Annotated in this window: 16 protein-coding genes; 4 read left to right on the top strand and 12 right to left on the bottom strand. The window is 69.5% G+C overall.

Going from position 1 to position 20,581, the window contains the following annotated elements:
• Positions 1 to 59: 59 nt before the first annotated feature.
• The 5 genes from EHO50_RS39910 to EHO50_RS39890 form a co-directional block, all read right to left on the bottom strand.
• Positions 60 to 887: an SAM-dependent methyltransferase gene (locus EHO50_RS39910; protein ID WP_128436754.1), complete on the bottom strand. Its 828-nt coding sequence runs from the start codon at positions 885 to 887 to the stop codon at positions 60 to 62.
• Positions 888 to 955: 68 nt separating this feature from the next.
• The gene (locus tag EHO50_RS39905; protein ID WP_128436753.1) at positions 956 to 1,603 is read right to left on the bottom strand and encodes an HhH-GDP family DNA glycosylase; all 648 of its coding nucleotides are present in this window, start codon (positions 1,601 to 1,603) and stop codon (positions 956 to 958) included.
• Positions 1,600 to 1,932, bottom strand: a complete 333-nt coding sequence (locus EHO50_RS39900) for a DUF3140 domain-containing protein (RefSeq protein ID WP_128436752.1) — start codon at positions 1,930 to 1,932, stop codon at positions 1,600 to 1,602. The genes EHO50_RS39905 and EHO50_RS39900 overlap by 4 nt, the downstream gene beginning before the upstream one ends.
• Before the next feature lie 43 nt (positions 1,933 to 1,975).
• Positions 1,976 to 2,458, bottom strand: a complete 483-nt coding sequence (locus EHO50_RS39895) for a Dps family protein (RefSeq protein WP_128436751.1) — start codon at positions 2,456 to 2,458, stop codon at positions 1,976 to 1,978.
• 150 nt (positions 2,459 to 2,608) lie between these two features.
• Positions 2,609 to 3,427 (bottom strand): alpha/beta hydrolase, encoded by an 819-nt coding sequence (locus EHO50_RS39890; protein WP_128436750.1) that lies wholly within the window; start codon positions 3,425 to 3,427, stop codon positions 2,609 to 2,611.
• 137 nt (positions 3,428 to 3,564) lie between these two features.
• Between EHO50_RS39890 and EHO50_RS39885 the strand changes: the two genes are divergently transcribed.
• Positions 3,565 to 4,752: a thiolase family protein gene (locus EHO50_RS39885; protein WP_128436749.1), complete on the top strand. Its 1,188-nt coding sequence runs from the start codon at positions 3,565 to 3,567 to the stop codon at positions 4,750 to 4,752.
• Positions 4,753 to 4,818: 66 nt separating this feature from the next.
• Entirely contained in the window at positions 4,819 to 5,592 is a 774-nt protein-coding gene (locus EHO50_RS39880; protein WP_128436748.1) for a sulfite exporter TauE/SafE family protein, read from the top strand.
• A gap of 137 nt (positions 5,593 to 5,729) precedes the next feature.
• On the opposite strand, the gene EHO50_RS39875 is transcribed toward EHO50_RS39880, so the two are convergent.
• Positions 5,730 to 6,818 (bottom strand): beta-propeller fold lactonase family protein, encoded by a 1,089-nt coding sequence (locus EHO50_RS39875; protein WP_164905082.1) that lies wholly within the window; start codon positions 6,816 to 6,818, stop codon positions 5,730 to 5,732.
• A 603-nt stretch (positions 6,819 to 7,421) separates the two neighbouring features.
• Here EHO50_RS39875 and EHO50_RS39870 point away from each other — a divergent pair.
• Positions 7,422 to 9,158: a purple acid phosphatase family protein gene (locus EHO50_RS39870; protein WP_164905081.1), complete on the top strand. Its 1,737-nt coding sequence runs from the start codon at positions 7,422 to 7,424 to the stop codon at positions 9,156 to 9,158.
• Between the two features lie 92 nt (positions 9,159 to 9,250).
• Here the strand turns inward: EHO50_RS39870 and EHO50_RS39865 are convergent, their stop codons facing one another.
• The 5 genes from EHO50_RS39865 to EHO50_RS39845 all read right to left on the bottom strand — a co-directional run bounded on the left by EHO50_RS39865 (position 9,251) and on the right by EHO50_RS39845 (position 17,281).
• Complete coding sequence (locus EHO50_RS39865) at positions 9,251 to 10,141, bottom strand: hypothetical protein (protein WP_128436745.1); 891 nt, start codon at positions 10,139 to 10,141, stop codon at positions 9,251 to 9,253.
• The gene (locus EHO50_RS39860) at positions 10,138 to 12,138 is read right to left on the bottom strand and encodes a glycosyltransferase family 39 protein (RefSeq protein WP_164905080.1); all 2,001 of its coding nucleotides are present in this window, start codon (positions 12,136 to 12,138) and stop codon (positions 10,138 to 10,140) included. The genes EHO50_RS39865 and EHO50_RS39860 overlap by 4 nt, the downstream gene beginning before the upstream one ends.
• A gap of 157 nt (positions 12,139 to 12,295) precedes the next feature.
• Complete coding sequence (locus EHO50_RS39855; RefSeq protein WP_128436743.1) at positions 12,296 to 14,776, bottom strand: glycosyltransferase; 2,481 nt, start codon at positions 14,774 to 14,776, stop codon at positions 12,296 to 12,298.
• 169 nt (positions 14,777 to 14,945) lie between these two features.
• Positions 14,946 to 15,755 carry an HAD-IIA family hydrolase gene (locus EHO50_RS39850; RefSeq protein ID WP_128436742.1) on the bottom strand — a complete coding sequence of 270 codons (810 nt, stop codon included), beginning with the start codon at positions 15,753 to 15,755 and terminating at the stop codon, positions 14,946 to 14,948.
• Positions 15,756 to 15,808: 53 nt separating this feature from the next.
• Positions 15,809 to 17,281 carry an alpha/beta hydrolase gene (locus tag EHO50_RS39845; protein WP_128436741.1) on the bottom strand — a complete coding sequence of 491 codons (1,473 nt, stop codon included), beginning with the start codon at positions 17,279 to 17,281 and terminating at the stop codon, positions 15,809 to 15,811.
• Between the two features lie 234 nt (positions 17,282 to 17,515).
• On the opposite strand from EHO50_RS39845, the gene EHO50_RS39840 reads away from it, so the two are divergent.
• Positions 17,516 to 18,262, top strand: a complete 747-nt coding sequence (locus EHO50_RS39840; protein ID WP_128436740.1) for a cobalt-precorrin-6A reductase — start codon at positions 17,516 to 17,518, stop codon at positions 18,260 to 18,262.
• 206 nt (positions 18,263 to 18,468) lie between these two features.
• On the opposite strand, the gene EHO50_RS39835 is transcribed toward EHO50_RS39840, so the two are convergent.
• The gene (locus EHO50_RS39835; protein WP_128436739.1) at positions 18,469 to 20,550 is read right to left on the bottom strand and encodes an MDR family MFS transporter; all 2,082 of its coding nucleotides are present in this window, start codon (positions 20,548 to 20,550) and stop codon (positions 18,469 to 18,471) included.
• Positions 20,551 to 20,581: the final 31 nt, after the last annotated feature.

Raw genomic sequence — 20,581 nt, 5'->3', positions numbered from 1 at the left:
GGGTGAGGGAGCTGACTGGGAGTGGGGTCAGCTTGAGGCTGCTTGACGCCGACTGCGGATCAGCGCTTGATGCCGACCGCGCCGTACAGGGACACAGGCCCTTCCTCCTGGGACACGGGCCCTTCCTTCGCCCCGTCCTCGTCCGCCGAGGGGCGCCAGTCCGACAGGGAGACGATCCCCGGTTCCAGCAGCTCAAGTCCTTCGAAGAGTCGGCCCATTTCGGCGTGCGAACGGGCCACGAGCGTCACGCCGCCGGCCGTGTAGGCCTCGATGCCCCGACGGACGTTCTCCGGATCGAAGTCCGCCGTCATGGCCGAGAGCACCAGACAGCTGCCCGGCGCCAGCGCGCCGACCAAGGTGTCCACGAGCCGGTGGGCGCCGTCGTCGTCCGCGATGAAGTGCAGGAGTGCGATCAGCGACAGAGCGACGGGACGGTCGAAGTCGAGGACGGACGCGGCCCTTTCGAGGATCCGCTCCGGCTCACGCGCATCGGCCTGCACATACTCGGTCACGCCCTCCGGGGTGCCGCGCAGTAGGGTCGCCGCGTGGGCGAGCACGATCGGGTCGTTGTCGACGTACACCACCCGCGCGTCCGGGACGACCGACTGGGCGATCTGGTGCAGGTTGGGCTCGGTCGGGATGCCGGAACCGACATCGAGGAACTGCCGGATCCCCGTGTCCCGCACGACCGCCCGCGTGGCCCGCTCCATGAACCGCCGGTTGGCCCGCGCATGCCGCGGAGCATCCCCCTGCAGCGCGGCGATCTGCCGTCCGAGTTCCTCGTCGACGGGGTAGTTGTCCTTGCCGCCGAGGAACCAGTCGTACACCCGCGCCGGATGCGGCCTGCTCGTGTCGATGCGTGATACCGCCGGCTCGGTCCCGGTCACGCAGGCCTCCTGTGCTCGACGGCGCTCGACTGTGTTCGACAATGGCGTGTGCGCGCAGTCTTTCACGATCATGCGGCCCGGCGGAGGCTGTCTTCGGCCACCTCCTTGTCGACTGCGGCACGCACCAACGCGGCGGCGAGCACGGCCGGTTCGGTGCTCCCGGCGAGGTCGGCCAGCCGGTCCGGGTCCTTGGGCAGACCGAGCCGCTGTGCGCCCGAGAGTGCCTTGCCGTCCAGGTAGGGCGCCACTTCCGGCCAGACCCGCTGGGCCTCGCGCAGGAAGATGTCGGCGCCCGCCGGACCCATGCCGGGGAACTCCTGCAGCAGACGGCGCAGTTCGGCGACGTCACCGTCCGCCTCCTTGCGCAGCCGCCGCAGATCGCCGCCCCAGCGCTCGGTCAACAGCTCTGCCCCGTCGCCGAGTTGGGTGGCGGTGCGCTCGTCGTAGCGCCGGTAACCGCCCCGGCCCAGCGCGTCCACCCGCTCCTGCCAGTCGGCGTCGGCCATCCGGCGCGGATCGCGCAGCCCCGCCTCGTACAGGGCGCGGGCGGTGTCCAGCGCGATCGAGCCACGGATCCGGGCACTGAGCAGGAGCGCCAGCACCAGCAGCCGGTACAGCGGCTGCGGGGTGTCCTTCAGCGGGATGCCGGCCTCCTCGGCGAACGTCTGCCCGTGCGCGCGCACGAGTTCCCGTACCACGCGCTTGTCGTCGCTCACGGCCGTAGCGGATCGTGGCCGATCGTCATCAGCTGATGCCGACGGCGGGTCTGTTCGGGCTCGGGCTCGTTCTCCAGGTCGGCCTCGGCGGTGACGGTGTCCACGACGTCGTACATCACCTGGATGTCGTCGTCCGTGAGGTCCGTGCGCCGCTTCTGGAGGATCGCGAGGACGTGTTGCCCGGTCGGTGTGCCGGCCTGGTCCGGCAGCGGTTCGGTCTCCTCGTCCGCGTCACTGACCCGCAGCCAGGTGGCCAGCTCCTGCGAGGTCATGTTCACCACGCGGTGGAAGTCCTGCCACAGCGTGTCGAGTTCGAGGGCGTCGGTCATGGTGCCCCTCCTTGGCGAGTACGGCTGTGCGTGTACGACCGTGTCACTCGTCGCGCGGCCAGTTCTCGGCGTCGAACATCCAGCGCTGCTTCTCCAGCTCGCTCGTGATGCCGATCAGCAGGTCCTGCGTCACCGGGTCCGGCTCTGCGGTCGCGTCGATACGCTCGCGCAGCCGCTCTATGGCCGCCGCCAGGGAGTCCACGACCAGTTGCACGACCTCGGTGTCGCGCAGCCAGCCCTCCTTGGGGCCGGGCAGTGTGTAGGCCGCGGCGATGGTCTCCGGCCGGCCGTCGGGCGGCAGGCCGAGCGCCGCGGAGCGTTCGGCGACCGTGTCGGAGAACGAGCGGGCCACCGACACCACGTCGTCGAGCTGCAGATGGATCGAGCGGAACCGCGGTCCCACGATGTTCCAGTGCGCCTGCTTCCCGATCAGCGAGAGTCCGAGAAGATCGACGAGAGTGCTCTGCAGGGCCTCCCCGGCGACCCGGCGAGCCGGTTCGGGCAGCGTGCTCTTGACGACAGTCATTCCGAGCTCCTCCTTCTGGCTTGGTCATGGCCGGTACGGAGCGGCGCGGCGCCGCATTCACTCCGGGCGCTCCAGGCGCTCCCGGACCTGCCCAGCTGCTGCAACCACTCCATGCGGGCGCGGGTGCCCAGGGCGAACCGGTGCAAAACGCTAGGTGTCTCGGTGTGCGAACACGCCGTCCAGGAAGTGGATCAGGTCCGCGAACACCTCCGCCCGGTTCGTCTCGTGGAACACCTCGTGCCGGGCCCCCGGGTAGACGCGCTCGGTCAGCTCGTCCCCGCGCAGCTCCTCGACGCCGACCCGGCTGCCGGGGAGCGGGACCAGCCGGTCCTCGGCGCCGTGCAGCCACAGCAGCGGCAGACGCCCGAGGTCGCCGCCCTTGGATACGGTGTCCAGCGTCCGGGCGAACGCCTCCACCGTCGGCCGCTTCATCGGGCCGTGCCAGACCAGCGGATCCGCCGCGTATGCCGCGCCCACCTCGGGGTCGCGGGACAGTGCCGCCGGGCTGATCGGGGTGTCGGGGATCTCGTCCAGGGCGAGCAGTCGCCGGGGCAGCGCCCAGTCGCCGATCACGGGCCCGGACAGCACCAGGGCGGTGAGCCCGGCGCCGTGGAGCTGCGCGTAGCGGGCGGCGATCAGGCCGCCCATGGAGTGCCCGATCAGGACGACGGGCAGGTCCGGATGCGCGGCCCGGGCCAGGTCGGCGACGGCGTGTACATCGGCGACCACGTCCTCGAAGTCCTCGATCACCACGCGCTCGCCCGCCGACCTCCCGTGACCGACGTGATCCGGTCCGAACACGGCCGCTCCGTGCTCGACGAGGACGTCCGCCACACCGGCGTAACGGCCGACATGCTCTCCGTAGCCGTGGATCACGAGCGCGAGACAGCGGGGCCGAGAGTTCGGCCATTCGCGTACGACGATCGGTCCCCGGCTTGCGGCAAGGACATGCTCGCGGGTGTCGGCCATGTCTCCTCGTCCCCTACGGCTGCGTCGGTGAAGGTGCCCGGGGATCTTCCCAGGGCGCGGCGGGTCGGTCTATAGTCCAAAACTAGCGGTGCTAATTAAATGGGTGTCGATTCATACTGCCCGGTCAGGAGACTGTCGTGCGTCCCGTCCACTTCGCGGCCGCCCGCCGCACCCCCATCGGCAAACTGCGTGGAGCGCTGTCGTCGGTACGCCCCGACGACCTCGCCGCGACCGTGATCCGGGGTCTCGTCGCGGAGGTGCCCGCACTCGACCCGGCGCGCATCGACGACGTCTACTGGGGCGCCGCCAACCAGGCCGGCGAGGACAACCGCAACGTCGCCCGGATGGCCGCGCTGCTGGCCGGCCTGCCGGAGACGGTGCCGGGCGCGACGGTCAACCGGCTGTGCGCCTCCGGCCTCGAAGCGGTCACCACGGCCGCCCGCACCATCGCGGCGGGCGAGGCCGACATCGTGCTGGCCGGCGGTTCCGAGTCCATGAGCCGCGCCCCCTTCGTTCTGCCCCGCCCCGACGAGGCGCTGCCCCACCGCATCGAGACCGCCGACACCCGCCTCGGCTGGCGCCTGGTCAACCCGGCGATGAAGGACCTGCACGGCCTGCTGTCGATGGGCGAGACCGCCGAGGAGGTCGCCGAGCGCTACGGCGTCCCCCGCGAGCGACAGGACGAGTTCGCACTGCGCAGCCACCAACGGGCCGCCGAGGCCCGCAAGAACGGCCACTTCGACGACGAACTCCTGCCGGTCGAGCGCCCGGACGGCGTGCTGATCGACAGTGACGAATGCATCCGCGAGGACACGTCGTACGAGAAGCTCTCCCGGCTGAAGCCGGTCTTCCGGCAGGGCGGCACGGTCACCGCGGGCAACGCCTCACCGATGAACGACGGCGCCGCCGCACTGCTCCTGGTCAGCGAGGAGGCCCTCGACGAACTGGGCCTGGAGTCCCTCGGCCGCTATGTCGCCGGCGCCTCGGCGGGCGTCCACCCCGACGTGATGGGCATCGGCCCCGTCCCCGCCACCCGCAAGGCCCTGGCCCGCGCCGACTGGACGATCGGCGACATCCAGGAGGCCGAGTTCAACGAGGCGTTCGCGGCGCAGGCACTCGCCTGTATGGACCAGCTCGGCATCGATCCCGAGCTGGTCAACCCCAGCGGGGGCGCGATCGCGCTGGGGCACCCGCTGGGCTGCTCGGGCGCACGCATCCTCACGACGCTGCTGCACCGGATGCGGCGGACGGGGGCGGAGCGGGGGCTGGCGACCATGTGTGTGGGCGTGGGGCAGGGGAGCGCGGTGCTGGTGGAGCGGCACTAGCAATCTCCCAACTGACGAGACACTCCTTACGGGCGTCGCTTAGGTGCGCATAGCATCGGTCTCCGCATGGACACGATGACTCTCTGGCACATCACCGGTTGGGAGTTCGCCGCGCTCGCCTTCGCGGCCCTGCTCGTCGGCTTCTCCAAGACGGCCGTGAGCGGAGCCAACACGGTCAGCCTCGCGATCTTCGCCGCCGTGCTGCCCGCCCGCGCCTCCACCGGCGTCCTGTTGCCGATCCTGATCGCCGGGGACGTGCTCGCCGTCCTCACCTATCGGCGCCATGCCCACTGGCCCACGCTGTGGCGGCTGTTCCCCGCGGTCGCGGCCGGCGTCGTCTTCGGCACGGTGTTCCTGATGTGGGCGGACGACGGGATCGTCCGTACGTCGATCGGCGCGATCCTGCTGCTGATGGCGGGCGTGACGGTGTGGCGCCGCCGTACGGCCGACAAGGAGGAGCAACCGGATTCGGTCACCACGCGGGCCGGCCGGGTCAAGGCCCGCTCCTACGGCGTCCTGGGCGGCTTCACCACCATGGTCGCCAACGCGGGCGGCCCGGTGATGTCGATGTACCTGCTGTCGGCCGGCTTCCGAAAGCTCGGCTTCCTCGGGACGTCCGCCTTCTTCTTCCTGATCGTCAACGTCTCCAAGGTGCCCTTCAGCGCCGGACTCGGCCTGATCGACGGTCCCTCGCTGCTGCTCGACGCGGCGCTCGTGGTGTTCGTCGTGCCGGGTGCGTTCATCGGCAAGTGGGCTGTGAACCGGATCAACCAGCGGCTGTTCGAGCAACTCGTGATCGCGGCGACAGTCGTGGGCGGGGTACAGCTACTGCTGCGCTGACCCCCGTAGCTTCCGCAGGCAAAGCCGGTGTCCCCTCTTCCATTGCTTCTGTACGTGGGCGAAGTGGGGGACGGGGGACGGGACGGGAGCGCGGTGAAGGCGCTCCCGATGACTGCTTTCGCGGAGGAGGCCTCGCATCACCCGCGGCGAACGGCCACGGCCACGTTGTAAGGACCGGCGCCGACCGGGATGGTGGCGACGACGCGTCCGGTGCCGGTGTTGACCACCTTGGTCACGCGGGCGTCGGCGCCCGAGGTCACGTAGGCGCGACTCCCGTCGGCACCGAGCGCGATGCCCTCCGCGCCCGCGCCGATGTCCAGGTAGCGGCTCACGGTGCCGGTGTCGGCGTCGATGACCGACACCCCGTCGTGGCCGAAGCCGGAGGTGACGTAGACGCGGCGGCTGTCCGGGGTGACGGCGAGTTGTTCCGCGCCCTCGGGCAGCGTCACGGCGACGGCGTCTTCGGACTCGGGTTCCCTGGGGTCGATCACCGCGACGGCGTCGGTGCCGGGGCCCAGGGTCACGTAGACCCGGCGGCCGTCGGGCGCGATCGCCACGTCGAAGGGGGCGGCGGCCGGGGAGGTGAAGCGGATGGTGTCGACCACTTCCTCCCTGGCCGTGGAGATCACCGACACAGTGCCGGAGCGCAGGTTCGTCACGTAGGCGTGGGAGCCGTCCGGAGTGACGGCGACGTTCTGCGGCCAGCGGCCGACGTCGATGGTCTTCCTGACCCGGTTGGTGGCGGTGTCAATGACCGACACCGTGTTACTGCGGGCGTTCGTCACGTAGACCCGCCTGTTGTTCGGGGACACGGCGACGCCTTCGGGGCGCTGCCCGACGTGGATGGTCCGGATCGCCGCCCTGCGGGTGGTGTCGATCACCGAGACGGTGTCGGTGCCGGCCCCGCCCGTCACGTACACGTGCTCGTCACTGGGGCTGACGGCGACGTCCGACACGCCCGCGGGAACGGAGACGGTCCGAACGACGGAGTTCTCGGCTGTGTCGATGACCGAGACCGTGCGGGAGCCGGAGTTCGCGACATAGGCATGGCGGCCGCAGTGCCGGCTCTGGTCTGCCGCGGCGGTCTGAGGTGCCGTCAGTGTCATGGTGAGCAGGGCGGCCATGGCGCCGCCGCCCGCCGCTCTCCCCAGGGCCCGCGACCGCCGTCCCTGCTCGTGCCGCGCGGAACTGCTCTGGGACTGCTGATTCGGGCGTACGCCGTGCACGGGACCTCCATGGCCAATCACCGGATCCGGAAGGAACCGATCCAGAATCGGGTGCCGTGGCACCCCGCCGTGGCAGGTGATCGTTACGCCGCGTGGAGCGTCACGCGTTTGCCGACCTACAGGCCACCGATCGGGTGAAGGATGGTCGGGCATCCCTGTGGTCCCGCCCCTTCTTCGCGATGGCGGTAACGACTCATCAGATGCGCCCACGCGCTGAAGACCCGCCATACCCGATCACTGCGACCCCAGGCGGAGCCCACCTCACTACTGGGTCGTGCGTGCCGCGAGAGGGGAACAGGCGTTTCTATCCTTGCCGCGCCGCGGAAGCTTCGGTGCACGAGGCGAACAGCATCACCCGGTCGCCGGACTGCCTTCGCCCGACAGAGTGAAGACGGTGTGAGGCTTCCTGTGATCCGCTCGCGCCCCATCCGATTCGGGCGAAAAGCCCGCATACGTTGACCGCGGCGCCTCCGCCCCGCCTCGGCGACCGTGCCGCCATGGTGCGCGGGGGCCGAAAGGACATCCGTCATGCCTGTGTTCGCCCTTCGTCGCGGAGCTCCAATGCGCCCATGTGATACCAGGACCAGACGCCGCTACCGTCTCGTGCGCCGAAGCCTCGCCGCCGCCGTTGCCGCGCTGAGTGCGGCATTCGCACTGACCGGCACCGCGTTCGCGGACCTGCCGGGCGCCAGCCCCCTGCTCACCCGGGCGCCATACCTCTCGGACGCGACCTCGACCTCGATGCGTGTGAACTGGGGGACCAGCACCCAGACCAGGGGCACCGTCAGGTGGGGGCCGCTGGGTAACTGCACGGCCAACACCGCCACCGCGCTCGGGCTGGGGACGCCTATCAGCGTCAACGGGACGACCCAGTACCAGAACAGGGTGCTCGTCTCCGGACTGTCCCCCGGAACGCAGTACTGCTACCGGGTCTTCACCGGCGACGCCACGCCCGTGGACCTCCTCGGTACCAATCCTTCCCCCACGTTCACCACGCTGGAGCCGGCCGGCGGGGCCACGCCGTTCAGCTTCGCCGTCATGGGCGACTGGGGTGACACGACCAACAGCGGAGTCAACGACGGCTCGCTCAACGTCAACCAGGCCAACCTGTGGTCGCAGCTCGGCAACAGCGGGGTCCGGTTCGCCCTGTCCGCCGGCGACGTCGCCTACCCCGCCGGCAGTCAGACCAGCTACGGCGACCTCAACCAGACCGGCGTCAACATCAGCGCGGTCTTCCGTCGCGAGTACTGGGCCTATCCCGGGCAGCACCTCCCGATGTTCATCACCAACGGCAACCACGGCCGGAACATGACGGCGCTGACGAACTGGCCCGAGACCACCACCGCCACCGCCTCCGGCGGAAGGTACGCGATGGAAAACTACCCGTCGTTCTTCGGTACCACTCCGGCCAGCTACCCGAGCACCTATTACGCGTTCGACAGCGGCCCTGTGCGCTTCTACGTGCTCGACGCCTCGTGGAGCGACAGCAATCTGGGCTCCGCGACCGGCGGCACCTGCGGGAGCGGCAGCAGCTGCAAGATGTACCAGATCGACGCAGCCGCCCACTGGTCGACGACGTCCGCCCAATACCAGTGGCTGCAGAACGACCTGACCGCGCACCCGGGCGGTCTCAAGGTCGCCGTGTTCCACTTCCCGCTGCGGTCCGACAACTCCGCCCAAAAGGGAGACACGTTCCTCCAGAACACCCCGGGCAACCCCAACAGCCTGGAGCAGTTGCTGCATGACAACGGCGTGAACCTGGTGTTCAACGGCCACGGCCACCACTACCAGCGCAATGTGGCACCGCCCGGCGGTGTCCCCAGCTATGTGACCGGCGCCGGCGGCGCCAAACTGCACTCGGTCAGCACCTGCTCCGCGACCGACGCGTACGCCATCAGCTGGACCTACACCTCGAACCGGGGCAAGGTCTGCGGCGGCGCGCCGGTGCCGACCGCTGACTCCCAGGTGTTCCACTTCCTGAAGGTTTCGGTGAACGGCACCACGCTGACCGTCACACCGACCAACTCCCTGGGCAACACCTTCGACGAGCAGGTCTACAACTTCGCGAGCGACAGCTCCGCGCCCACGCCGGTCGGTGGCCTCACCGTCGGCCGTTCGGGCTCCACCACCAGCGTGGTGAGCTGGACAGCGGCGAGTGACAACATCGGCGTGGCCGCGTACGACGTGTACCGCAACGGCACCTACCTCGCCACGGTAGCGCCCAACAAGCTGACGTTCAGCGACAAGACAGCCGCCTGCCCGGCAACCTACAGCTATGAAGTGCGGGCTCGCGACCTGGCGGACAACACCAGCGCGGCAACCGCGTCCGTGACCTGCTGAAGGCACCGGGTCACCCATGGCGCCATCGGGCCGCCGGTCATCGGGCTCTCCCATGACCGGCGGCCCCCGACATCAGCGCGGTCTTCGGGCCGTCACCTCCGCGTGACGGTGAGCGGTTTGGCGACGACGACCGATTGCCCGTCCTTGCTGGCGTAGAAATGGACCACGAACGTACCCGGCGCGTGCAGAGCTATGAAGTCCATGCTGGCGGTGCCGAGCGTGTTTGTCGTGGCAGCCTTCCAGCGGACACCTTTGCCCGCAGCATTCGTGATTTCGGCAAACACGCGCACCTCGCTCGCGGCTGTCTTCGCCGCCGCCGACCTTTGTGCTCGCACGACGACCCGGAACTGTTCCCCGATCGCGACGGCTGTCGGCATGTCCACAGCGACGGAAAGCTTGCCGGAGCCTGTCGTCGGCGTCGGCGTCGCCTGTGCGACGGGGATTCCATCGGGCACGATCCGCCAGGCCGGATGCAGTTCGGCGGCACGTCGTTCGTTGCGGTCGAGGACCCACGCGCCGAAGAACGTCGCATGCTTGCCCACCGACGGGATGATCACGTACCGCGCGTCGGGCGGGATCACCTCGACGTTGAGAAGGCCCTGGTTTGCCGAGCGCAGATAGCGCTGAAACTTCTCGTCCACCGCAACCGTCAGGTGCACATTGCCATCATTGGGTCGGTATTGCACCTTCCGTACGACCCCGCTGACGGTCGCGCAGTTGGCGACGACGGTCAGCCGCGTGGGGTTGTGGACGTGCGTGAGTGGTTCGCTCCGGCAAGGAACTCCTTCGCCGCTCCAACTCGGCGCGGTCGGGGTGCCAGTCCGCTGCGGGACGAGCAGAGCGACGAGAACCGCAACGACGGTCGCGAAGACAACGGCAGCGGCGACGGCCAACCGGCGGCGGCTCAACCGGTGGACGGGCGCTTCGACCTTGAGGTCTCCCGCCGGACGGCGGAGTATCGTCGGCGCCTCGTGCTGCCTCATGGCCGTGCCTCCAACCGTGTCACCGTGGAGCAGCTGCCGGCGGTGTCCTGCACCACCAGTGGCCAGGTCGGGTGATCAGGAGCGGGCGGCGGGAAGGCGGGCGAGATCGTGCCTTTGGCGTCGGTGAATCCGTCGCCGCACACACTCACTTGCCCGGCTGTGGCGGTCGTCCGCAGGACCGGCTTCGGTGGGGTCCGCTCGGCATAGTTACCCGTCCGGTCCGACATCGTCGGCTTGGGGAACACCAGAGACGCATACCGGCCCGCTGAGTCCGTCATGACGAGCAGAGATCGTGGACGGGTCCGCTGCGGCGTGGCCAGCGTGACGGACGCCGAGCCATCCTGGTCGGAACGGCCGCGCGCGACAACCTTTCCGTTGTACGTCACCGTAAGCGGCGAGTTCACCATGAAACCACTACCGGTCACGGATACCGTCGGTCCGTTGACCTTGAGGTCAATAACAGGCCGGGGGCGGTGGGTCGTCAGTCGGTAGATCCATGTCCGCGCCTCATGGTGGCGGTATTCGACGTGGACCAACTGGCCGTGATAGCGCTCGACATACATCTGCAGGCGGCGCTGTGAAGCCGTGCGGATCACCTGGTCTTCCGTTGGCGGGTCGTCTCCCCATGGCGTGTAGTAAACGAGGTACGACACCGTCCCGTCCGCAATCAACCGGTTCGGCCAATCCGTCACCCAGTCCCGCGGTGTATGCGCGCCCCCCGTTGGAGCGGATGCTGGGACGATCTCTCCACCCGGCAGGATCGTTGCGAGGTTGAAGCGCCCGAACGGATAGGAATCGCGGTGCGCGTAGTAGGCGAAGACATATTGTGCCGAGCCGTGGGACAGGACCATCACACCTGCGTCCCTCGGAGATTCCGCCGCGATCCACTTGGCCGCCTCGCGCAGACCAGGGTAGGGCCTGTCGTCGAACGACTTTGTGATGTTCGGGACGGCCGCCACGATCACCGCGACCGCGAGAACGGCCGGGGTCCACCGAAGAAGTTGCGGCCGTCGCAGCGCGTAGGAGGCCGAACCGAGCGCACGGCCGGCGAGGATCGACACCGCCGGAATCACCGGGACGATGTAGTTGAACGCTTTCAGCGAGTAGAGCGAATAGAAGCAAGCCATTGCGAAGATCCACAGAAGCAACAGCTTGTCGCCACGAGTCCGGCGGCGGACAGCAAAGGCGATCCCCAGCACCCACAACGCCACCACTATCGCGCCCTCGTAGGAGAGCAACAGCCTTTCGTAGTAGTACCACGGAACGGCGCTGTTCCGCCGCAAGCTCGATCCAAGGAACCCTCTGAAGGTATCCCAGTGCTGAACGATCTGTATGATCGCCGGCACGCAGGCCACCACCGCCGCGAGCGCGGCGAGAGACAGGTGACGGGGAGTCGCGAGCTTGCGTACGTTTCTGGCGAAGGCGACATAGACGATTGCCACCGCCAACGCGAGCCCGCCGGTGACCTTGGCCTGGATGGTCAGGGTGCCCGCGGCGGCCATTGCGTACAGCCACCAGGGGCGCTCGGTGTGCACGAACCTGACCGCGCACAGAATGGTCAAGGTGCCGAAAAATGCGAGCGTGGAGTCCAGCAGAGCAAGTCGGCCCAGCGAGATCGAGTAGCCACTGATCGCGAACATGAGTGCTGCGAACAGCGCGCTGCGCCGGCCGTAGAACGTCAGAGCTATCCAGTAGATCACCGGCACCGTCAGTGTGCTGAATACAGCGGAGACGACACGCCCTGACACGTCCCCGACCCCGAATATCCGGAATACGACCGACAGTATTTCCTGATACAGCAGGAAGTTGGAGTTCCCGCGGCTGATCAGTATGAAGTAGCGGTCGAGCTCGTGGGCGCCGGCCAGCACGCCGGCCTGGCCGACATAGACGGCCTCGTCACCGCGCAGGCCGATTCGCTGCAGTTGTACCAGTCGCAGGACCGCAGCCAGGATGACGATGCCGAGAAGTGGCAGGTTGACTCTGCCGACGAGGCGCAACAACAATTCCCGACGGGGCGGCAGCGCCTGCCGTGGCTCCGATCCAGTCGCAGTTGTGCCCATTACTTCCCCTGAGGTTGTCTCCGGGACAGAAATATGGATCTGAGTACGGACGACACCACGGCGGTGGTGGTGCACGGCGCGCGGGCCTGCCGCATCATGACGGTCCTCCGGCGTGCATCGAGCGAAGGGCGCCCGGCATGGCGAGCGGAGTGTCGAACTGCCAACCCCAGTGCGGCCATTCCGCGCTGTCGACGTGGGTGGCGGCACCCGTCGGCACCCCTTCCCGGGCCAGCAGGCGGGGGATCTCGTCGGCCCAGCCGAAGGAGTCGGAGGCCAGTGCCCTGACCCGGACTCCGGACAGGAATCCGGCGAGGATCTCCCGTTCACGGACGCGCAGTTGGGCGTGGTCGAGGCCGTCGACAGTGAGGGCCGGCGCGAAGTAGCGGAAGGGCGGGAAGCCGTACGCGTCCTCGGTGTTTCCCAGCAGCCGCCGGAGCGCCTCGTCGTAGGGCACGTCGGCCAGTCGGGGGGCGCCCCGCTCGATGACGAACAGGTCCCGTACGGCGGTGGCGGTGCCGATGGCGCAGGGAACGAGCCGGTCGACGGCGTACTTGGGCGGTGGCACGACGATCTGAGTGAGGGCATTGATGGCCATGATGGGCAGGTTGAGGCGGGCGAGGGTGAGAGCGAACGAGCGGCCTTCCTTGGAATGCAGCCGGCTCTGCACCATCAGCTTCATCCATTCCGTTCTGGTCAGGTCTTCGGCGTGGACCGCGCGCAGGGTGTGGGCGCTGATGGTGAGCGGTTTGGGGAAGCACAGCGCGTGTCCGCCGGCGTCGATCAAGGTCATGTCGTCGGAGAGGAAACGTCCGCCGTGCTCGCGCAGGAGTCTGAGGACGGTGGCGGTCTTGCCGGTGTCGGTCAGGGCGGAGAGCATCACGCCCGTTCCGCCCAGCTCGAGGCACGCGGAGTGCAGCAGCATCCAGCCGCGGGGCACGAGGACGAAGCGCAGCAGCGCCTCGATCACATTGGTGTAGACGACGTGCGGTGAATGCGCCAGCAGTGGGCTGACCTCCACGGAGATCGGGTGGCCCAGATCGACCCGGAAGTTGGCGCCCATGCGCCCGAGTTGCTCCTCGTACCGCAGGCTTGCGGGGCAGCCGTCGACCTCGCGGGCGAGTTCGGTCAGGGCGACGCGGTGATGCGGCGTGCGGCGCCCGATGTCGCTGACCCGGACGACGATGTCGCAGCCGGCCGGGGACAGCCATTGGGCGCGGAAGAACTCCAGCTCGGGCAGGGGTACTTGGGATCCGATGGTGACCTGGCCGGCGATGTCGTAGCGGTGGGACAGGTACCGCGTCCGCTTGTGCGCGCCGTGCGCCGTGGACGGAGTGGCGGCCGAAGCCGCGGGATCGACCAGCATGCGCGCCGGGTCACGCTTCCCCGTGGGACGGTCGCCGGCCCCGTAGATGATCCGGTCGCTGAACAGGAAGCGCAGCAGGAACAGCAGCACGAGTGTGATGACGTTGGACGTGAGAACTCCGACCCCGATGCTCACCAGCCAGGCCAGGACCGGCAGGCGGCCGAGCAGCAGCAGGTTGTTCAGCGCGAAGAAGCGGACGCCGCGGCCAGGGCGGGTGCCACGGCCGGTGCCCCGGTAGACCAGGGCTTCGATGAGGGCGAAGTTCCAGGCCGTGGACACCTGGGTCGCCAGGGCCGCGCCCAGCAGGGCCGGCATGTGCAGGAAGCTGTAGAAGAACCACAGTCCGGCCGTGTTCACCCCGATCCCGCTCACTCCGACGAGGCCGAAGCCGAGGAGCCGGCCGAGTTCGGCTGCGCGGCCGCCGCGCTGCCGGCGTCCCGCGCGCAGCCGCGCGAGATGGCGCAGGTAGGTGATTCCCTCGCGGAGCGAGGCCTTGGATCGGCCCGCGGCCCGCGGCGCGAAGGTGTAGGCCACCTCGGCGATCCGCGCCGACGGGTTGCGGACGAGGATCTCAAGGAGGATCTTGAACCCGAGCGGATTGAGCCGGTCCAGGTCGACGGCGTCCTTGCGGAAGGCGAACAGCCCGCTCATCGGGTCGGAGACCGTGGCCAGGCAGCGTGGGAAGAACGCTTTCGCGAGAAGGCCGCTGCCGTTGGAGGCGACAGACCGCCCGGCGCCGCCCAGGCCTGCGCTGGAGCCCGATCCGGCGTGGCGGGTCCCGATCACGATCTCGGCCTCGTGCCCCAGGGCAGTTCGGGCGATTGCCGCCGCCGCTTCCGGAGGATGCTGCAGGTCGGCGTCCATCACCAGTACCCACGCGCCGCGCGCCTCCCGTGCTCCGGCGAGTACCGCGCCGGCCAGCCCCGCCGACCGCGCCCCGGGGGCGCGATGCAGCATCCGAACGCGTTTTGGACACAGTGCGGCGTGAGCCGCGGCGGTGGCGGGGGTGTCGTCGTCGCTGTCATCGACGAACAGGACCTCGACGGGCAGGCGCATGAAGGCGTCACCCAGGGACTGCAGCAGCAGAGGGATCACCTCCTGCTCGTTCCGGGTCGGCACGACGACGGTGAGCCGCGGCGTACTGGCTCCCGGTGGTCCGTTGAGGTCCACGCACGGTGAGGTGGCGAGGGGGCGGGTGTCGGTGCCGGTCATCAGCACGGCCTCCTGACCTGGGAAGATGCCACAATTTCACGTATACGTACGCTGTGCTTTCTCCAGTACGTTTACGTTGTAAATGTACGACCATTCTGCGAGTCGGTATCTGTCAGGTCAAGGGCAAACAAACTAAAAGTGAACAAATGGGTAGCCGGTGGTGTACGGGCTACTGCTCCGCCGGCTCCCGCAGTTCCGCCAGCAGCGCGGGCAGATCGGCGAAGGAGTCGATCACATGGTCGGGCGTGCCGCTCGCGGCCCGATGGGTCTCCGGCAGGTACTTACCGGTCCTGACCAGCACCCCGGTGACACCGGCCCGCTGCGCCGCCAGCACATCGGACTCGATGTCGTCCCCCACCATCACCGCAGCCCCCGCGCCGACCCCCACATGCGCCAGCGCCGCCTCGAAGAACGCGGCCGACGGCTTGCCCGTGATCTCCGCCTCGACCCGCGCGGCCTTCTCCAGACCGACCAGGAACGCGCCGGTGTCGAGCTGCAACCCCTCGTCCGTGCGCCAGTACAGATTCCGGTGCATCGCCACCAGCCGCGCCCCGCGCTGCAGATGCCCGAAGGCCCGGTTGAGCGCCGTGTAGTCGAACTCGGGCCCGGCACCCCCGACGACCACGACCTCCGGAGCGGCGTCGCCCTCGTCTCCGTCGACGACGGTGACGCCGCCCAGGTCCTCCGCGATGTCCCCGCTGTTCAGCAGCGCACACCGGGCACCCGGACAGTGCTCCGTGAGATACGCCGCGGTCACGGCGGGCGCGGTCAGGATGTCCTCCGCGGACACCGGGAACCCCGCCTCCGCCAGCACCTGGGCGATCGACGCCCGCGTCCGCGAGGTCGTGTTCGTGACCAGCACCACGCCAAGCCCGGCCTCACGGATCTCCCGCAGCGCCTCGACCGCGCCGGGCAGCGGCTGCCACGAGACGGTGAGGACGCCGTCGATGTCGATGAGGACGGCACGTACGGATCCCATGCGAGGACGATAGCCATCGAGAGGGCGATGGCCATCGATCGGCGCGGCACCGCTCAATAAGCGATGCCGACCCCCTCGATCCTGCTCCAGGCCCGCTCCTGAGCAGCCGTCATGGCGGGCCACCGCAGCCCGCCCGGCCGCGGCTCGACACGCGAGGCGTACGGCGACGGGACGAACGCCGGGTCGTAGAAGCATCCGGCACCGTAGGTGCGGTCGAACACACCGCAGGACGCCGCGATGGAACCCGGTGTGGGCCGCTCGCCCGTCCGCACCCACCTGTCCAGGGCCGCCATGGAGGTGGCGTACTCGGCGTCGCTCAGCTCACTGTGCTCGTTCTCCCGCGTGAACGTCTGCACCAGTTGCCCGTCCCGACCGGCCCCGCGCAGTGTGTCCCGATACGCCGCCTCGTGCTCCACGAACGCCGTCGGGTCGCCGATCGCACGCAGCGTCAGCACCGGCAGCGCGACCTCGCCCGTGAGATCGCTGTCGTAGGACAGATCCCGTACGGCCGCCGGGTTCGCGGCGAACCGCTCGACACCGGCGTTGAGCGCCTCGTCGTCATGCGACCCGGAGTAGCGAATGCCCTGGTTGCCGAAGGGATTGCGGCCCCCGAGACGGTTGTGCACGATGTCCCGGAACGTGAAGGTCGCGAACCGCAGATGCGACTCCAGCGTGCGCTCCGGGATCCTCGTGACGGCCAGGATGTCGTCGAGATTGCGCTGCTGCAGCGCGGTCCGCTTCTCGGGCGCCGACGCGTAACCGGTGCACTCCTGCAGTCGGGCGCGCAGCCCGTCGGTCGTCATGGCCGAGCCGGCGCGCAGGCCCTGCCACAGCGGGTACTGCGGCTCGGTCGGGCGGGGGTGGTTGCCGCAGTAGTACTGGTAGACGACGCGCAGGTCCACGCGGTAGTCGTAGCCACGCGAGCCACCGGCGAGGACGCCGTTGGTGAGCAGCGCCCCGTCGTACGCGCCCTGGCTCTGGCCGTAGGTCTCCACGACCTTCGCGGCGACGTTGCCGCCCCACGACTGGCCGTGCACATACGTCCGCCGCGGCTTGCCGAACTCCTCGACGAACAGCCTGCGCACGCTCTCGGTGTCGGCTGCGGCCATGCGCGTCCCGTAGCCACCCCGGCGGTACGACGAACCGGCCCAGGCGTAGCCCTCTTTCACCATCACCGACCACCGGCGCAGGTCGTCGCGGCTGCGGTTCGGGTCGGAGTCCGGGGCGAGGTCGGGGCCGCCGTGGGCGTGCACGACGAGCGAGCCGTTCCAGTCGTCGGGCACGGCCATCGTGTAGTACGCGCCGTTGAGGTCGCGGCCGCTGTAGCAGTCGGCCTTGCCGACCAGATCGGCGGGACACTCGGCGGACGCGGGTCCCGCCGCTTCTCCCCGGGCGTTGGAGGCGCCGACGAGGATGCCGACCGTGAGGGACCCGGCCAGCAGGGCGGCCAGCGCCGTACGCCGCCGTGGGGCGAGGGGAACAGGAACAGACCTGCGGATCAGTGCGTGCGCTCTCGTCCAGTCCAAGACGCTGCTCCTCGTCCTCGTCGGCGCGTCGTCGAGCCGTGCGCCGCGATGCTAGGGAGGGACGCGGCGAGGGACCACGATCTGATCGTTGTGTTCATAGTGTTCGCGGAGCCGGTCCGGACCGGCCATCGGAACTCGCCCTTTCGGGCACCGCAGGTCGCGCTTCGGCACGTACCCGCCGCCCGTACGGACCCTCCGCCGCGCTCCCCGCGCAGCACCTCGTACGCTCGCCCCATGTCCCCCCGCCACGTCCTGATCCTCGGCGGCACCACCGAGGCCCGCGAACTCGCCGCAGCGCTCACGACGTACCCCGGCGTCCGCGTCACCACCTCGCTCGCGGGGCGGGTGTCGCGGCCGGGCGCGGTCGAAGGGGAGGTACGCGTCGGGGGCTTCGGCGGAGCGGAGGGCCTGGCCGACTGGCTGCGCGCCGAGCAGGTCGACACCGTCGTCGACGCCACTCATCCCTTCGCGGAGTCGATCACGGCGAACGCGGCCCGCGCCGTGACGGCGACGGGGGTGCCGGCGGTGGTCCTGCGCCGGCCTGGGTGGCGACCTGGCCCCGAGGACCGTTGGCACGAGGTCGCTTCGCTCGACGAGGCCGCGGCCCTGCTGCCGAGCCTGGCCCGCCGCGTCTTCCTGACCACCGGCCGCCTGGGCCTGGCGGCCTTCGCCCACCTGACGGACCTGTACTTCGTCGTACGCTCCGTCGACCCGCCCGAGCCGCCGATGCCCCCACACACCGAAGTCCTGCTGGCCCGCGGCCCGTTCACGACGGCCGACGAGTGCGCTCTGCTGCGGGAGCACCGCATCGACGTCCTGGTGACGAAGGACAGCGGCGGAGCGGCGACCTCGGCCAAACTCACGGCCGCCCGCGAACTCGCTCTCCCGGTCGTGGTCGTACGACGCCCCCCGCTCCCGGACGGCGTGGACGCGGTGCCCGATGTGGCGGGGGTGCTGGAGCGGCTGGGCCTCAGCCCGTGACTGCCCCCGAGCCCCCGAACCCCGGAGCCACGGGCCCCCGAGCCCCCCGAGCCGGTGAGCCCGGCGAGCGGCGGGCCGCAGTTCAGAACCTGTGAACAGACCCCCGTCGTCCGCCCGAAGGGCGTGCACTGCGGCGGCAGGGCCCCCGCGCGAGGCTGTTCGAGCGTCGGGTATCGCAGCGCAGGCGGGGGTTTGTCCCCGGGCTCTCAGCGCGACTTGCTCAGCGCCGGCTCCTTCGCCCGGCCGGGCAACCCGGAGCTCAGGTCCTCCACCAGCAGCCGCTTGGCGATCGTGTGAACCGCGTTGCGCAGGTCCGTGCCCGGTGGGCGGCCGATGTCCTCGTGCACCCGGGCCTCCAGCCATGTGCCCCAGGCCTCGCCGATGACTTGGGCCTCACGGGCGCCAGCCTCGGTGTGGGAGAGGAGGGAGCCGTCGCGGGTGAGGTAGCCCTCGTCGACCATGCGGTCGAAGACCGGCAGCAGCACTTCGGGAGGCATGTGCCGGCGGGCCGCGATCAGGCCGAGGCCGGCGTGGCCCACCAGGCGTGTCAGCAGCTCGACCTGGATCACCGCCCAGGCGCCGGCCACGTCGAGGCGGGTGTCGGAGTCCGCGATGATCCGGCGTGCGGTGTCCGGCCCCAGGCCGCCGATGATCTTCCCGACGGATGCCTCCAGCACCCGCTGGGCGTTGGCGTCGTGCGGTGACGCGAACCCGTCGCCCATGTCGGTGGACCCCATGCGCGCACTGTCGCGCAGCGGCACCTGCTTGAGGAACAGGGCGACCACGAAGCCGACCGCCGCGACCGGCACCGTCCACAGGAAGACGGTCTGGAGCGTGTCGGCGTAGGCGTCGACGATCGGCGCGGCTGCGGCAGACGGCAGCCCGTGCAGGCCCTCGGGGCTGGTCGCGGCCTGGGTGAGAGCGGCTGGATCGATGCCGGTGCCCGTCCGCGCAGCGGCCTCGACGCCCTCCGTGAGGTTGGAGGTGAGCGTGTTCGTGTAGATCGTGCCGAAGACGGCCGTGCCGAACGAACTGCCCAGCGTACGGAAGAAGGTGACGCCCGAGGTCGCGGTGCCGAGGTCGGTGTACCCGACGGTGTTCTGCACGGCGATCGTCAGGACCTGCATGCACAGGCCGATGCCGGTGCCCAGCACGAACATGTACAGCGACTCCAGCCAGGCACCGGACGACGGCCCCATGAGGGACATCAGGAACAGCCCGACCCCCATCACCAAGGAGCCGACGATCGGGAAGATCCGGTACTTCCCCGTCTTGCTGACCACGTTGCCGCTGAACACCGACGCGATGAGCAGCCCGACCACCATCGGCAGCGTCCGTACACCCGAGATCGTGGCCGAGTCGCCGTCGACGTACTGGAGATAGGTCGGCAGATACGTCATCGCGCCGAGCATCGCGAAGCCCACGATGAAGCTGAGGACGGAGCAGACCGTGAAGACCGGGTTGGCGAACAGCCGCATGGGCAGCATCGGTTCCGCTGCCCGGGTCTCCGCCCAGCAGAACAGGCCCAGCGCGACCACGCCACCGACGAACAGGCCGATGATGACGCCGGAGCCCCACGCGTACTCGTTGCCGCCCCAACTCGTCGCCAGAATCAGTGCGCTGGCGCCGACCGCCACGAGCGTGATGCCCAGGTAGTCGATGACGGGCCGCGTCGCCGACTTCACCACCGGGATGGTCCGGGCGGCCGCTACGACGACGAGGATCGCGATCGGCACATTGACGTAGAACGCCCAGCGCCAGGTGAGGTGATCGGTGAACAGGCCGCCGAGCAGCGGTCCGATCACGGTCGCCACACCGAACACGGCACCGATCGCGCCCTGGTACTTGCCGCGCTCCCTCAACGGGATGACATCCGCGATCAACGCCATCGCCGTCACCATCAGACCGCCGGCCCCGACGCCCTGCATCGCCCGCCAGACGATCAGCAGGGTCATGTTGGAGGCCAGCCCGCACAGGAACGAGCCCGTGATGAACACGATCGCGGAGACCTGAAAGACCACCTTGCGCCCGAACTGGTCGCCGAACTTGCCGACCAGCACTGTCGCGACGGTCTCCGCGAGCAGGTACGACGTCACCACCCACGACATGTGCTCGGCGCCGCCCAGATCCGACACGATCGTCGGCAGCGCCGTGCCCACGATCGTCTGGTCGAGGGCCGCGAGCAGCATCCCCAGCATGATCGTCACGAAGACGACATTGCGGCGCCGCGCGTCCAGTACGGGCGGCTGTGAGGCGGCGGGCGGGGCGGTTTCCTCGGCGAGCGTCACGGAGCCACGATCACAGCGGCGGCCCGAGGGC

It is taken from the genome of Streptomyces cyaneus (genome assembly GCF_004028635.1).
In the GTDB taxonomy this organism is placed as follows: domain Bacteria; phylum Actinomycetota; class Actinomycetes; order Streptomycetales; family Streptomycetaceae; genus Streptomyces; species Streptomyces cyaneus.
Note: the sequence above shows the minus strand (reverse complement) of the source record. Positions and strands in the feature narration are given on the sequence as shown.